Genomic DNA, 14,819 nt, shown 5'->3' with positions numbered 1-14,819 from the left:
ACCTAACATAGGTACGGAAAAGTGTAAAACGCAAGATTTTGGGTATATAGTGTATACTAGGACTAATTATGAAAGTGGAAGAAGGGATTCCTATGAGATCGAACTATGCTGACGATAGCTTAGCGCTACACACAGACTTGTATCAAATTAATATGGCAGAGTCTTATTGGGCTGATGGCATACATAATAGAAAAGCGATTTTTGAATTATATTTTAGAAAATTACCATTTGGAAATGGCTTTGCCGTATTTGCTGGATTGGAACGCATGCTTGAGTATTTACGAGATTTTCGCTTTAGTGAGTCAGATATCGCGTATTTACGTGAAGAGGTTGGATATAAAGAAGACTTCATTGACTATTTAAAAAATATTCGCTTTACAGGCGATATGTATTCAATGGTGGAAGGGGAGCTCGTTTTTGCCAATGAGCCAATTGTACGCATTGAGGCACCTTTAGTTGAAGCACAACTAATTGAGACGGCGCTATTGAATATTGTCAATTACCAAACACTAATTGCCACTAAAGCAAGTCGTATTAAGCAAATCGTTAAAGATGAAATGGCGATGGAGTTTGGTACACGTCGAGCGCAAGAAATGGATGCGGCTATTTGGGGAACTCGTGCAGCCTTTATAGGAGGGTTTGCTTCAACTAGTAATGTGCGTGCAGGAAAACTATTTAACATTCCGGTAGCTGGTACTCATGCTCATGCACTTGTGCAGGCTTACAAAAATGATTATGATGCATTTCACGCTTATGCGAAACGTCATCGCAACTGCGTATTTTTAGTGGACACCTATAACACGCTGAAATCTGGAGTGCCGAATGCGATAAAAGTGGCAAAAGAACTTGGCGATAAAATTAATTTTATTGGTATTCGTTTAGATAGTGGCGATATTGCTTTCTTGTCAAAAGAGGCACGTCGTATGTTAGATGAAGCAGGCTTCCATGATGCCAAAATTGTTGTCTCTAATGATTTAGATGAATATACGATTTTAAACTTGAAAGCACAAGGTGCCCGCGTAGATATGTGGGGGATTGGTACAAAATTAATTACAGCTTACGATCAGCCTGCATTAGGGGCTGTCTATAAAATGGTCGCTATTGAAAATGATGAAGGCAAGCTAGAGGACACGATTAAAATTTCTGCTAATGCTGAAAAAGTTTCAACTCCTGGTTTGAAAAGTGTTTATCGTATTATTGACCGTAAAAACGGTAAAGCAGAGGGTGATTACATTACGATGTATGACGAAGACCCTCAATCCGAAGAGCGAATAAAGATGTTCCACCCTGTTCATACATTCGTATCAAAATTTGTCACGAATTTTGAGGCGAAAAATTTGCATCAGCATGTCATTAATAATGGGGACGTAATTTATGACAATCCAACGTTAGAAGAGATGCGTAATTATGCAGCTGACAATTTAGAATTGCTATGGGATGAATATAAACGTGCTATGAATCCAGAGGAATATCCAGTCGATTTAAGCCAAAAATGCTGGGATAATAAAATGCGAAATATTGAAGAAGTACGAGAAATGGTCGATCGAATTGTAAAAGACTAAGGAGTGGAAGAGGTTATGGCATTACAACAGCAAATTATTACCGAATTAAAAGTTTTGCCAACAATTGATGCACAGGAAGAAATTCGTAAATCCATTGATTTTTTGAAGGCATATGCACAAAAATATAGCTTTGTAAAAGGGTTTGTACTTGGTATATCAGGTGGTCAAGACTCTACGTTAACCGGTAAATTAGCTCAACTAGCAGTTAATGAGTTAAATGAGGAAGCGGGCGAGCAAAAGTATTCGTTTTGGGCAGTGCGTTTACCATATGGTATCCAAAAGGATGAACAAGACTGTCAGGACGCTATTGATTTTATTAAGCCTACGACTACTTACACGGTCAATATTAAGGAAGCGGTTGATGCTAGTGTTCGTGCTTTAGCTGATGCTGGAGTTGTGCTTAGTGATTTTGTAAAAGGTAATGAAAAAGCAAGGGAACGCATGAAAGTACAATTTTCTATCGCTGCTATGAATAGTGCTGTTGTGTTAGGAACAGACCACGCGGCGGAGGCAATTACAGGTTTCTTTACAAAATATGGTGACGGTGGAGCCGATTTAATGCCTATTTTTCGTCTGAACAAGCGTCAGGGGAAACAATTATTAGCGGCGCTTGATTGTCCAGCGCATCTGTATTTAAAAGTTCCGACTGCTGACTTGGAAGAACATCGTCCATCATTGCCAGATGAAGTGGCGCTTGGAGTAACTTATGAGCAAATTGATGATTATTTAGAAGGGAAGCAAATTCCTGACGATGCTCGTGAACGATTAGAGCAACATTATTTACGCTCTCAACATAAACGCCATATGCCAATTACAATTTTTGATAATTTTTGGAAGTAACGCTTACGAGAATAGAGTTGTTCAAAAGTGATAGATACTTTTTGAATAATTCTATTCTTTTTTATATATTTGGTTCTGTTTGCTTAATTTCTTGCATATAATGTCGATATAAATACCTATAAAGTAAGTAAAATGAAAAGGAGGGTAACTAATTATGAGGACTTCTAGAGTAAATGCGACGACAGGTAGCACTTTTCGTAATGAACAACAGTATTTACATGCTGGTGATATTAGTCATAACTTTAGCCACCATACACAGCAACAATTTAAAAAAAGTTTGCAAAAAAATAAAGAAAAAAAGCAATCAAGTAATAAGAGGCCAATGCAGCAACAACGTCATAATCAGCTAGAACCGATTTTTGCGGAAAGCGGAGGCAATGTTCAAATTCACAATGAACTAAATGAAACAGCTGGAAAACTGAGCCGTCTTAGTAAGCTAAAGAAGCGCCACAATAGTTACCGTACCTCTATATAGCAAAACAAGTTCGAGAACATGGGTTGTTGATTGTGGCGACTTTACTAAAGAACACACAACCAATCGCCAGTAAAAGTCAGTGAATCAAAGACCCGCCCGTAGCGGACAACAACGGCAAGTGTTAGATTGATTGCAGTCAATCTAACACTTTTCTCTTTTGTCCTCGCTTTTTTAATCGTTTTAGTTTGTAAGAGAATACTTTGACTTCAAGACGTTCGCAAAGTAGCCATATAGATTTTTCCGAATCTTCACAGAGGTTTTCATCTTATTTCACATCTTATCTGTAAAATACTAGGTAGTAACAGAAAAGAATTGGGGGAGCAATAGTGAAGAAATTATGGTTACCAGTACTAGCTACGTTACTAATATTGACAGCGTGTGGTACTGAAAAGGCAGAAGTGAAGGAAGAAAAAGCGAATTCAGAAGTTGCATCGAAAGAGTCTGAAGTGAAAGATGAATCAGTGCAAGTTGCTTCTTTAGTAGATCCACGATTACAAGAACCACAAGAAGATACAGTTTGCGAAATGTGTAATATGAAGGTTTATATGAAAGACCATGAAATGGGTGTATTTTCTGCTCAAGCGATTAAAGCAGATGGTACAATTGCGTTTTATGATGACATTGGCTGTTTAGTCAATGCAGAGGTAGCGAATAACGAGAAAAATGATAAGTTTGTACGTGATTATAATACAAAAGATTGGGCGAAGGTCGAAGATGTCACAATCGTGAAAACAGATTTAAAATCACCAATGAACTGGGGATATATCTATTTCATTAACAAAGCGGATGTAGACAAGTATTTAGCTAAAAATCCAAAAGCGCATGTAGAAGAATTACAAAAAATTAAAGACGATGCATTAGAGCGCCGTAAAAAGAAAATGCAAGAAACTGAAAAGGAAGCTAATGGAGAATCCGATAAAATGAATATGGAAGAAATGAATCATGAAAGTGATGACCATAATCATTAATACAGAAGGGCTAGGGGAATTTCCTCTAGTCTTTTCTTACTGAACTTGGAGGTACTAAAGGTGAAAAAAATAGGATATGTCTTATTGTTTTTGCTATGTATAAGTTCGACTGCCTATGCAAAATTTGATATACAGGAGGCAATCGACAGAGCGGAACCTGGGGCAGTCGTCAACATTCCAGCAGGTCATTATAAAGGGAATATAATTGTGACAAAAAACATTACATTGCGTGGAGAAAAAGGCACAGAGATTGCAGCCGTTGGGGAAGAACCAGCAATTCGTATTGAAGGTGCAGACGCAGTAATGATTGACAATATGACGCTATCGGGAAAAAAGGGAATTGTTGCTAGTAAGGTGGAAGGTCTTGTGCTACGACAATTGAAAATTAACGACGTGCATAGTGCTGTGCATATTCAACACGGCGAAAATGTCCACATCCAACATGTTGAAATAGTTGGCACTTTGGCGCATTATTCGAAAAAGGGTAATGGTATAGCTATTTATCAAAGCGAGAAGATAGTGGTTGAAGATAGTAATATTAAACAAGTGCAAGATGGTATTTACGTAGAAGAGGTTGACGGCATTGTTGTTCAACGCAATACAGTAGAGAATAGCCGTTATGGTACGCATTCTATGTATACTGAAAATGCTAAAGCTCTAAACAATACGTATGCGAGCAATGTAACAGGATTGATGGTGATGATGACCAGCGGCATTACGATTAAGGACAATCTAGTCATCAATCATAACGATATGAATGGCAGCGGAGCATTGCTATATGATGTGCAACGTGCAGACCTTGCTTATAATACGATGAAGAACAATCGAACGGCCATTGCATTACAAAAAAGTGCAGAGGTTCAAATTATGCATAATCATTTTCAAATGAATCAAACGGCCATTGAAGGAACAAAGGTAGATGACCAAACAGTTGTGCAAAATAATCAGTTTACTGGCAATATATTAACCGCTCGCTCCGATCAACAAGGCTTTCAGTTAGCGAGTAATTATTATGATGATTATGTTGGAACGGATTTAAAAAATGACGGTACTGGCGATGTTCCATATGTCGCTGTATCTAGCTTTGGACAATGGATGGTCAGACAGCCAGTGTATCAATATTTTGTAGCGTCACCAAGTGTTGTTTTACTAACTTCACTGGATCAGCAAATCAATAAAAGTGCGAGGACGGTGCTTGTTGATGAAACGCCGAAACTGGTGAAAGACCAAAGTGTAAAAAAAGCAGATATGGATATAGCACAGTTTTTGCTAGGTCTATTTTTTATTTTAAGTAGTGTATGGCTATGGAAAAGAGGTTTGATGGAATGAAAAAGTGGATACTAATAATTTGCGTTAGTTGTTTACTGGCTGTAGGGTGTAGTGAAAAAACGTTTAAACCACGTGACATTGTCAATGAAACCGATGTTTGTAAAGTTTGTAATATGTCAATTGTGCATAACGAGTATGCCGGACAAATTGCCTTGAAAAATGGTGACTATGAAATGTTTGATGATATTGGGTGTTTAATTGAGTATATTGCGACAAATGGGGACGAAGAGGTTGGAGCTGCATTCATTAAGGATGCAAAAGAGAATAAATGGATTGATGTTTCGAAGGCGACGTTTGTCTACAACAAAGATTATTGGACGCCGATGAATTATGGTGTACTTGCTTTCGAAACGCAAGAAGCTGCGCAATCGTGGATGGCTACTGAAGGTAAGGGACAAGTGCTTACTTATGAGGATTTAAGCGATTTTAATTGGGGGATTCATCAGTGATGTACAGCATGCTCATCAAACTTGAATTGAAACAAATGTTGCGCAGTCGGTGGATGCAATTAGTTGGCTTACTCTTCACTTTTGTTTTTACATCGATTATAGTTATCCAGCAAATGGCACTGCCTGATGTAGAAGGTTTTACTCGTCAAACCGCTTCGTTTTTAAATGTCCTTTTATTTTTATTGCCTCTATTTATTTTGACAATTGGCAGTATGAGTATTGCTGGTGATATAGAGACAGGGTGGTTTTCTTTATTAAAAACCTATCCGATGACGCGTAAACAATATATTTTTGGAAAGTATTTAGCTACTGTTATTGCCTTTTTATTAATCGTGATGGTGGCGTTTGGTGTTGTTTTAGCACTTGGCGGATTACTTGGTGGCGTACGTTTGCCGTTTATTTTTATAAGTCTAACATTATTATGCATTGCTATTTTTACTTCCTTAGCGCTAGCTATTGGGGCGGTAGCGAAAACGAGATTATTTGCGCTATCGCTGTCGTTAGTTTTATGGTCATTTTTCTTATTGCTTCTGTCGTATGCCTTAATGGCAATTGGCACAGTAGTTGCAGGGCATCTTTTACAAAAGTTAACGATTATTGTTATGCATATTAATCCTGTAGAATGGTTGCGCTTTGGTTACTTTATATTTACAAAACAGGCCAGTGTGCTTGGTCCATCTTTTTATAGTGTGACAGCATTTTATGCATCACCATTGGGCTATGTGGTATATGGATTGGTAACATGTTTGTGGGTAGCTTTACCGCTTGCCTTTACTGCAAGGAGACTAAAGAAAGGGGAGAAGCGGTAGTGTTACTAGAGGCGAATCATCTATCGAATGTCTATGAAAATAATAGAGGGCTTAAAGATGTATCCTTTACTGTGCAAAAAGGGCGTATTTTAGCGTTAGCAGGTGGTAATGGAGCAGGGAAAAGTACGCTTATTCGCCTGTTAACTGGACAGGAGAAACCAATGTCAGGGGAGCTGAAATGGCAGGAGAGTCAGGCGATTCGTTATATGCCAGATGATGTAGATTTTCCCTCAATGTTAACGGCAGCAGAAGTTTTGCAGTTACTGTCCTCTTTGAAAAGAATAGATAAAAAAGAGCAAGAGCAAGTATTGAAACGCGTGGGCTTGTGGGACGTTAGAAAGCAAAGGGTTCAACAGTTTTCGAAGGGAATGCGGCAACGGTTAAATCTTGCACAAAGTTTACTAGGTGCGGGGTCGCTCCTTATTTTAGATGAACCAACGAATGGACTAGACCCATTTTGGATTGCAGAGTTGAAAAAAATGATGCTGGAACAAAAGGAAATGGGCAATACAGTGATATTTTCTACACATTTACTAGGATTTGTAGAGGAAGTAGCGGACGATGTGTTAGTGTTACATGAAGGGAATATATTACTTTCAGGAGACTTAAAAGAAATTTTGAGAAATGAAAATGTTGCTACACTAGAGAGTTTATGGTTAAAAAAATTAAATCTGTAACATTTTTGTAAATGAAACGTTATACTAATAGGTAGGTTTGTTTGATAAGAAACATCAAACAAACCTCTTTTTATAGAGGCATATAAAATATGTTAATTTATGATTTTAACTGGATAATGGCACATTAATTGTGTTACGAAACAGTTTTCGATATGCTTGAACTAAATTATCGTGCAATTCAAATAATTGGTTAGCGAAAATGGGAGGTTTTTTGTTTTATGAATTTACAAATCCAAATGGTATTAGAAAATATAGAGAAAGTAATGATAGGGAAGAGAGAGGTAGCAGAACTTAGCATTGTAGCCTTACTTGCAAGGGGGCACGTATTACTTGAGGATGTGCCAGGAGTTGGTAAGACCATGATGGTACGTGCGCTTGCTAAATCCTTCGATGCCCAATTCAAACGTATTCAATTTACTCCCGATTTACTGCCCTCAGACGTTGTAGGTGTTTCAATCTATAACCCAAAAACAATGGAATTTGAATTTCGTCCAGGGCCGATTATGGGCGATGTAGTTTTGGCTGATGAAATTAATAGAACGTCACCGAAAACACAATCGGCATTACTTGAAGCGATGGAGGAGGCGTCTGTTACTATTGATGGCAATACACTTATGATTAATCAGCCATTTTTCGTTATGGCGACGCAAAACCCTATCGAACACGAGGGTACGTATCCTTTACCAGAGGCGCAGCTAGATCGCTTTTTACTAAAAATAAAAATGGGCTATCCAACGAGAGGGCAAGAAGTAGAAATACTGCGTCGTGCTGAAAATGGCAAGTCTATTGAAAAAATTGATGCTGTGCTTTCGGTGGCACAATTAATTGAATTACAGCAACTTGTGCAAGGTGTTTATGTGGAGGACTCCGTTAAAAATTATATGGTTGAACTGGCTTCTCAAACGAGAGAAAATAGCTACGTGTATTTAGGGGTTAGTCCTCGAGCGACTATTGCTTTGATGAAAGCATCTCAGGCATATGCATTTATGAAAGGTCGCAGCTATGTGATACCGGACGATGTTCAATATTTAGCGCCCTATGTCTTTAGCCATCGATTAGTGCTCAAGCCAGATGCGCGTTATGATGATGTAACAGCAGAAGAAATTATTGAACGTATTATTGCGAAAACGCCTGTACCGACGAAGAGGTTAGCAGAGCAATGAAGAAATGGCGAGCCCTTTTTGAAAAAAGTAAACATTTTCTATTAGTGAGCTTTCTGATACTTATTACGTTTTGTTATGCTATGTTTCAAGGTGGATTTGTCAGCTGGTTTGTCTTTTTTACGGTAAGTCCATTTTTGTTGTATGCTTTTATATTCCAACTTGTGCGGGAGGAAATATACAGTGTAGAGCGCAAAATTGAACCTTCTCATGTAGAAAGCGGACAATCGGTTCAGGTGACAATAAGTGTAGAAAGAAAAACGCGTTTTCCATTTGCGTATATGCTGATGGAAGAACTTGTTGGTAGCGAGATGCTAGTGAAGTCAAAGGTGCAAGAGAAAGACGCCATAAAATTCGTTGGTTTTAAAAAAACGTTTACTTGGCGTTACACACTTGAAAGCTTGTCACGTGGTGAGCATCGTTATTTAGGTGCGCAAATCATCTTCCATGATTTTTTCGGATGGGCAAAGAAGCGCATTTTGGTAGAAAAAGAACAAATCGTTCTAGTTTATCCGAGAGTGCATGATATAAAATATGCTACATTACAAACAAAATTAGATGTTGGGTCCATGATGACCCCTTATTCCATTGTGAAGGACACATCAATGGCTATAGGTTTACGCGAATATGTACCAGGTGACCGCTTTTCGTGGATTCATTGGAAGTCTTTTGCAAAAACACAAACACTTCAGTCAAAGGAATTTGAAGATCGTCAATCACAGGAATTGATGTTAATGCTCGATGTAGGTCCTTCTCCGTTATTTGAAGAGAAGGTGGAGTTGGTCGCTTCAATGCTTAGTGCGATTGTACGAGGGCGTGGGGATATTTCCTTTGTTTCAACAGGTGTAAAAACAAAAGTGTTTTCTTCCATCCAAGGTGAAAAGCAATTAGATCGAGTGATGCATCATTTAGCTTGTGTCAATCCTGTTGAAAATGCCAAATATCAATTGCGTGATACCCAAGTCCTTCAGCGTGTGGCAACGCTTCTATATGTTACGAGTGATATATCAGATGAATTACTACATACTTTAGGTAATACGGTGAAAAGTTGTATTTGTTTTGTAGTATCTCAAGAGACACAGGCACGTTCTGATGTAACAAAGCGTTATAAACATATTCAAGTCGTACATGTAAACCCAACAGATTATTACCACTTGTTCACGGAGGTGATGAAGCCGTGAAAAAATCACTAGAACATTCTATTGAGCTAGCTTTCGCGTACGTCATTATTTTCTTTATATTACGTGAGTGGCTAACACCAGTTATGCAATTAACCAATACAGGTTTAAGTCAGTTGTTTCTAGTTTTTATCGGCTTAGCACTAGTGCTTTCTTTATTTAAAGTTCGACCGTTATTGTCCGGGCTTATAAAGTTAGGTTATATTACATGGTTTGTTATATTTGTTTATAGCGAGAATCCGTTTTTTTCAGGACACACCATTCCATTTTTAGTGAATGAAGTGACGTGGAACATGGTGAATATTTTTTCAGGGAATTTTGGACAAGTATCAGATGCATTTAGAACAGTATTGTTTTTAGCGTTGATTTGGATGTTAATTTATTTAATTCACCACTGGATTACAGTGCATCATAATATTTTCTACTTCTTCGTATTAACTGTATTTTTCATCGCGACACTTGATACGTTTAGTGAATATAATGGAAAGCTCGCTATTATTAAAGTAATTGTGCTTGGTCTAATTATGACGGGTGTACTTTTTTTAAAACGTTTAAGACTTCAGCTCGATGCACCGAGCGATATGCTTAGAAAGTGGAAAATTGTTTTACCAATGCTTATTTCGGTGGCACTTGTCAGTATGGTGGCATTCTATTTACCAAAAGCAGGACCTACATGGGCTGATCCAGTACCGTTCATCAAAAGCGTTACAGGGCAAGATGGTGTAGGAGATGGACAAAGAACAGTTGGTTATAGTGATGATGACAGTAGGTTAGGTGGTCCGTATAAAGGAGATAATACATTAATATTTACGGCAACCTCACGTGATCGTCATTATTGGCGTATCGATACTAAAGATACGTATACATCGAAAGGCTGGGTGTTATCAGGTGAGTATGTGGGGGAAGCTGTTTTTGAAAACGATACCCCAATTTATACATCCTTGCAGGTTGGACCACGAGAAAATGAACGGCAAATTCAAATAGATATGGCTGTCCCTATGCCATTTTTAATTCAAACATATGGCATGTTATCCGTTTCGGCAGAGGACCCTACCTTGTATATTCAAGATGGACAAACCGAAAAAATAGTAACAAAACAACCGAGTGGCGAATTGGTGACGACGGATAATGGTAGTAATAAATTACTGTCAAACTATACGATCACTTATAGTGAGCCAAACTTTAGTTTGCAACAGCTTCAAATGTCTGAACCAGCTATGTTAGAAACATTAGATCCTTCTTATAATCGTTTTTTACAATTACCTGACACACTTCCGCAGCGTGTACAAGATTTAACGCTCGATATAACGCGTGATAAAGCCTCTGTATACGAAAAAATAAAGGCAGTGGAAGGCTATTTTTCAAAGGGAAACTATAGATACGATAAAAAAGCAGCAGCTATTCCTGCTGAAAAACAAGATTATGTAGATCAATTTTTATTCGATACAAAAGTAGGCTACTGTGATAACTTTTCTACATCCATGGTTGTTATGCTCCGTTCTATCGGCATTCCCGCTCGCTGGGTGAAAGGTTTTGCACCAGGGGATGCAGGGGCGTTATCAAATGGTCTGCGTGAATATAAAGTGACGAATGACAATGCCCACTCTTGGGTAGAGGCATATGTTCCAGGCACAGGGTGGATAGAGTTTGAACCTACAATTGGCTTTTCTGGTACAGTGAATATTGATTATGATTTACAGCAAAATCGACCTCAGCAAGAAGAAGTACTACAACCAGAAGAAAAACCAGCGCAGCAGCAAAAGAAAGAGCAACCAACAGAGCAAACAGCTAACAATTCAGCTTTTAGCTTAGACCGTGTATGGGCTTGGGTGAAATCGTTAAAATATGTTTGGTTCACGCTAATGGCTTTACTCATTATTATTGGTGTGGCTTTATTTGTACAACGAAAAACATGGATTCCTAAAATGCAGGTGCGTGTCTATCGCAAAAAAGAAGCGGATTGGTCAAGTTTTGATGCTTCTTATCAGGCGTTAACAAAGCAATTAGGGCGCATTGGCTTAAAACGAAAACATGGCGAAACATTGCGAGCGTTTGCTGAACGGGTAGATGCATCGCTAGAGACAGAAGAGATGCAAAAGTTAACGGCCGTATACGAGCAACATATTTATGGCAAGAATGCACAAGATGTTGACTTCGTTAAACTGCGGGAAAGTTGGGAATATTTAATCAATCGCACAATCGGTTGATTTTAATGGGTACAAAGAGTAAAATGAAAAAAATTATATATGATTAGGATGGCTTTCATATAAGTTCGAAAATAGGGTTCGGATGTTTCTACGAAATCACCGTAATGATTTCTCTATGAAGGTGAATGTTTTGGCTAGGTGAGAAGTTTTATACATCACTTTTCTTTGTTACGCATTCCCCTTTATATATCAAGAGCTTATGGACGCGTAGGAAGTTTTTTTTACTTTCATACGCGTTTTTCTTTGAACATATGAAAACGTCCTTTAAAAATAGAAGAAGAGGTGGAAATATTGTCAGCAAGCCCTTTATTAAAAGAGCAAGAAAAAATCGTCGTTCTAGACTTCGGTAGCCAATTTAACCAATTAATTACGCGTCGTATCCGTGAATTTGGTGTTTTCAGTGAATTACACCCACATACGATTACAGCAGATGAAATTAAAGACATGAATGCAGCAGGTATTATTTTTTCAGGTGGTCCTAACTCTGTTTATGATGACAATGCATTCCATGTAGATCCAGCTATTTTCGAATTAGGTTTACCAATCCTAGGTATTTGCTATGGTATGCAATTAATGGCGCATACGCAAGGCGGTAAAGTAGAAGGCGCTGAAACACGTGAATACGGTAAAGCGGAAGTTCAAGTAACGGCTGCTAATAAATTATTCGGTGATTTACCAACAGAACAAATCGTCTGGATGAGTCATGGCGACCACGTAACAGAAGTACCTGCTGGCTTTGAAATCATTGCAACAAGTGCATCTTGTCCAATCGCTGCTATGGCAAACGCAGAACGTAAACTATATGCAGTACAATTCCACCCAGAAGTTCGTCACTCTGTATATGGTAATGATTTACTACGTCAATTCGTATTCGATATTTGTGGCGCTAAAGGCGATTGGTCAATGGCAAACTTTATCGAAATCGAAATTGCTAAAATTCGCGAAATCGTTGGCGATAAAAAAGTATTATGTGCACTTTCAGGCGGAGTAGACTCTTCTGTTGTTGCAGTACTTATTCATAAAGCAATCGGTGACCAACTGACTTGTATGTTCGTAGACCACAACTTAAACCGTAAAGGTGAAGTTGAACAGGTGATGAAAACTTTCACAGAAGATTTCGATATGAACCTAATTAAAATCGATGCACGTCAACGCTTCATGGACAAACTAGCGGGTGTATCTGATCCAGAGAAAAAACGTAAAATTATCGGTAACGAATTTATTTATGTATTCGATGAAGAAGCTTCAAAATTAGAAGGTATGGATTTCCTTGCACAAGGAACGTTATACACAGACATTATTGAATCTGGTACATCGACTGCGCAAACAATCAAATCTCACCATAATGTAGGCGGTCTTCCTGAAGACATGCAGTTCAAATTAATTGAACCATTAAAAACATTATTCAAAGACGAAGTGCGTGCACTTGGCTTAGAACTTGGTTTAGATGAAAAAATTGTTTGGCGTCAACCATTCCCAGGTCCTGGTTTAGGTATTCGTGTACTTGGTGAAGTAACAGAAGAAAAACTTGAAATTGTTCGTGAATCTGATTTCATCTTACGTGAAGAAATCGCAAAAGCTGGTCTTGATCGTGACATTTGGCAATACTTCACGGTATTACCTGATATCCGTTCAGTAGGTGTAATGGGCGATGCTCGTACGTATGACTACGCAATCGGTATCCGTGCCGTAACGTCTATCGACGGTATGACTTCTGACTGGGCACGTATCCCTTGGGACGTTCTAGAAAAAATCTCTGTTCGTCTAGTAAACGAAGTAAAACACGTAAACCGCGTGCTGTATGATATTACTTCTAAGCCACCAGCAACAATTGAGTGGGAATAATCGCAAATAGCAAGAGTCCTAAATGCCCTGGTAACACAGGGGTTTAGGGCTTTTTTGTTGCGTGAGGATGACGGGTGCAACATGGAGACAGACCATAAACCATTGTAGAAAGAGTGGAATTGCTGGAAAAGTGTTGGATGTAGTAAACTAAGTTTATGAAATGACGTTGGCTTTTAATTGAGGGGGATGAAAATGGAGAAAAGTATTGCGACGATTCACACATTAGCTGTCGGTATGCCAAAAGAATTGAACTATAGCAACGGGCGATCAATGATAACGGGAATTGAAAAACAAGAAGTACAAGAAGTTTATTTGAGAAAGAGTGGATTTGAGGGAGATGATGTAGCAGATAAAAAACATCATGGTGGACCTGATCGTGCTGTTTGTTTATATCCTGCAGAGCATTACATACAATGGGAACAAGAACTAGGAAAAAAACTGCCGACTGCAACATTCGGTGAGAATTTAACGGTAACGAACATGTTGGAAGCGGATGTTTGTATAGGAGATACTTATAAAATTGGAAATGCTGTTATTCAAATTACGCAAGGGCGTATTCCGTGTAGCACGATTGATAGATATGCAAAGGCAGATATATTGCTCAAACGTTTAATTGAAACGGGATATACGGGCTACCTTGCACGTGTGCTAATCGAGGGAACAATCAGTGCAGATTCAACGATTGAATTGATTGAAAGACATCCTGCGGGTATATCTGTTTTATATTGCAACGAAGTCTATTATAAAAACAATGATGTAGGTGCGATGAAGAACATTCAAGCGGTGGATGCATTAGCGTTAGATTGGCAACAAAAATTAGAAAAAAAGATTCAGTCGTTGCAGAGTCGAGTAGGGAAGTAAAGCACAAAAGTATAAGAACCCCCTTTAGCTTTTAGGCTATAGGGGGTTCTTATTTATGTAAGGAATTTCAATGTATTAGCTTACGATCAAATGAATTGCATCCTAAATAGCATGTTATTACAATAAAATCGTCTAAAAACTATAATTGTTTCTGTAGTAATGAGTAGTGAAAAAATTGAAAGGAATGGTTATAATGTTACGAAAATATAAGTATAGCGTGATTTTATTTAGTTACATATCACTGGTGCTTGTATTGCCAAAGCTTTTTAATTCGCCCGCTAATCAGACTGAACTAAATACTTTCTTAATGCTATTTTGTCTTGCACATGGAATGGTTTGCATCATAGCCTTTATATCATTACATAGCCAAATAATTCTTGGTTTGAAAGATATTCGAAACAAACCTTTAAAATTTATTCAATTGTTTATTGTTGGATTGTTGTTACTATATCTAGGTGT

General features: G+C 38.1%; 13 protein-coding genes and 1 riboswitch. All 13 genes read left to right on the top strand.

All coding sequences use genetic code 11. The features are described from left to right. Nucleotides 1–92 precede the first annotated feature (92 nt). The 13 genes from MHH88_RS19680 (at nt 93) to MHH88_RS19620 (ending at nt 14,360) form a co-directional block, all read left to right on the top strand. Nucleotides 93–1,562, top strand: a complete 1,470-nt coding sequence (locus tag MHH88_RS19680) for a nicotinate phosphoribosyltransferase (protein ID WP_339260164.1) — start codon at nt 93–95, stop codon at nt 1,560–1,562. Nucleotides 1,563–1,577: 15 nt separating this feature from the next. Then, a complete protein-coding gene (gene nadE, locus MHH88_RS19675; protein ID WP_339260162.1) occupies nt 1,578–2,402 on the top strand; it encodes an ammonia-dependent NAD(+) synthetase in 825 nt (274 codons plus the stop codon). A gap of 154 nt (nt 2,403–2,556) precedes the next feature. Beyond that, nucleotides 2,557–2,877 carry an NAD synthetase gene (locus MHH88_RS19670; RefSeq protein ID WP_339260160.1) on the top strand — a complete coding sequence of 107 codons (321 nt, stop codon included), beginning with the start codon at nt 2,557–2,559 and terminating at the stop codon, nt 2,875–2,877. Nucleotides 2,878–3,203: 326 nt separating this feature from the next. Continuing rightward, nucleotides 3,204–3,845: a hypothetical protein gene (locus MHH88_RS19665; RefSeq protein ID WP_339260158.1), complete on the top strand. Its 642-nt coding sequence runs from the start codon at nt 3,204–3,206 to the stop codon at nt 3,843–3,845. Nucleotides 3,846–3,905: 60 nt separating this feature from the next. Continuing rightward, a complete protein-coding gene (locus MHH88_RS19660) occupies nt 3,906–5,174 on the top strand; it encodes a NosD domain-containing protein (protein ID WP_339260156.1) in 1,269 nt (422 codons plus the stop codon). Continuing rightward, nucleotides 5,171–5,623 (top strand): nitrous oxide reductase accessory protein NosL, encoded by a 453-nt coding sequence (locus MHH88_RS19655; RefSeq protein ID WP_069511281.1) that lies wholly within the window; start codon nt 5,171–5,173, stop codon nt 5,621–5,623. Before MHH88_RS19660 ends, MHH88_RS19655 begins: the two co-directional genes overlap by 4 nt. Beyond that, the gene (locus tag MHH88_RS19650) at nt 5,623–6,432 is read left to right on the top strand and encodes an ABC transporter permease subunit (protein ID WP_256093174.1); all 810 of its coding nucleotides are present in this window, start codon (nt 5,623–5,625) and stop codon (nt 6,430–6,432) included. The genes MHH88_RS19655 and MHH88_RS19650 overlap by 1 nt, the downstream gene beginning before the upstream one ends. Beyond that, entirely contained in the window at nt 6,432–7,109 is a 678-nt protein-coding gene (locus tag MHH88_RS19645; RefSeq protein WP_069511279.1) for an ABC transporter ATP-binding protein, read from the top strand. Before MHH88_RS19650 ends, MHH88_RS19645 begins: the two co-directional genes overlap by 1 nt. A 218-nt stretch (nt 7,110–7,327) precedes the next feature. Further along, nucleotides 7,328–8,272 (top strand): MoxR family ATPase, encoded by a 945-nt coding sequence (locus MHH88_RS19640; protein WP_069511277.1) that lies wholly within the window; start codon nt 7,328–7,330, stop codon nt 8,270–8,272. Continuing rightward, a complete protein-coding gene (locus MHH88_RS19635; RefSeq protein WP_339260154.1) occupies nt 8,269–9,450 on the top strand; it encodes a DUF58 domain-containing protein in 1,182 nt (393 codons plus the stop codon). The genes MHH88_RS19640 and MHH88_RS19635 overlap by 4 nt, the downstream gene beginning before the upstream one ends. Further along, a complete protein-coding gene (locus MHH88_RS19630; RefSeq protein ID WP_339260153.1) occupies nt 9,447–11,654 on the top strand; it encodes a transglutaminaseTgpA domain-containing protein in 2,208 nt (735 codons plus the stop codon). The genes MHH88_RS19635 and MHH88_RS19630 overlap by 4 nt, the downstream gene beginning before the upstream one ends. A gap of 35 nt (nt 11,655–11,689) precedes the next feature. Next, nucleotides 11,690–11,790, top strand: a riboswitch (purine riboswitch). A 155-nt stretch (nt 11,791–11,945) separates the two neighbouring features. Further along, entirely contained in the window at nt 11,946–13,499 is a 1,554-nt protein-coding gene (guaA, locus tag MHH88_RS19625) for a glutamine-hydrolyzing GMP synthase (RefSeq protein ID WP_024363990.1), read from the top strand. Between the two features lie 192 nt (nt 13,500–13,691). Then, on the top strand, nt 13,692–14,360 hold the full coding sequence (locus MHH88_RS19620; RefSeq protein WP_339260151.1) for an MOSC domain-containing protein: 669 nt from the start codon (nt 13,692–13,694) through the stop codon (nt 14,358–14,360). Nucleotides 14,361–14,819 lie beyond the last annotated feature (459 nt).

It is taken from the genome of Lysinibacillus sp. FSL K6-3209, assembly GCF_037976175.1.
Lineage (GTDB): Bacteria > Bacillota > Bacilli > Bacillales_A > Planococcaceae > Lysinibacillus > Lysinibacillus sphaericus_D.
Note: the sequence above shows the minus strand (reverse complement) of the source record. Positions and strands in the feature narration are given on the sequence as shown.

Excerpts from the sequence above, each read along its gene's own strand:
- MHH88_RS19680 (WP_339260164.1), top strand. The coding sequence starts at position 93 with ATGAGATCGAACTATGCTGACGATAGCTTAGCGCTACACACAGACTTG.
- nadE (WP_339260162.1), top strand. The coding sequence starts at position 1,578 with ATGGCATTACAACAGCAAATTATTACCGAATTAAAAGTTTTGCCAACA.
- MHH88_RS19670 (WP_339260160.1), top strand. The coding sequence starts at position 2,557 with ATGAGGACTTCTAGAGTAAATGCGACGACAGGTAGCACTTTTCGTAAT.
- MHH88_RS19655 (WP_069511281.1), top strand. The coding sequence starts at position 5,171 with ATGAAAAAGTGGATACTAATAATTTGCGTTAGTTGTTTACTGGCTGTA.
- MHH88_RS19650 (WP_256093174.1), top strand. The coding sequence starts at position 5,623 with ATGTACAGCATGCTCATCAAACTTGAATTGAAACAAATGTTGCGCAGT.
- MHH88_RS19640 (WP_069511277.1), top strand. The coding sequence starts at position 7,328 with ATGAATTTACAAATCCAAATGGTATTAGAAAATATAGAGAAAGTAATG.
- MHH88_RS19635 (WP_339260154.1), top strand. The coding sequence starts at position 8,269 with ATGAAGAAATGGCGAGCCCTTTTTGAAAAAAGTAAACATTTTCTATTA.
- MHH88_RS19620 (WP_339260151.1), top strand. The coding sequence starts at position 13,692 with ATGGAGAAAAGTATTGCGACGATTCACACATTAGCTGTCGGTATGCCA.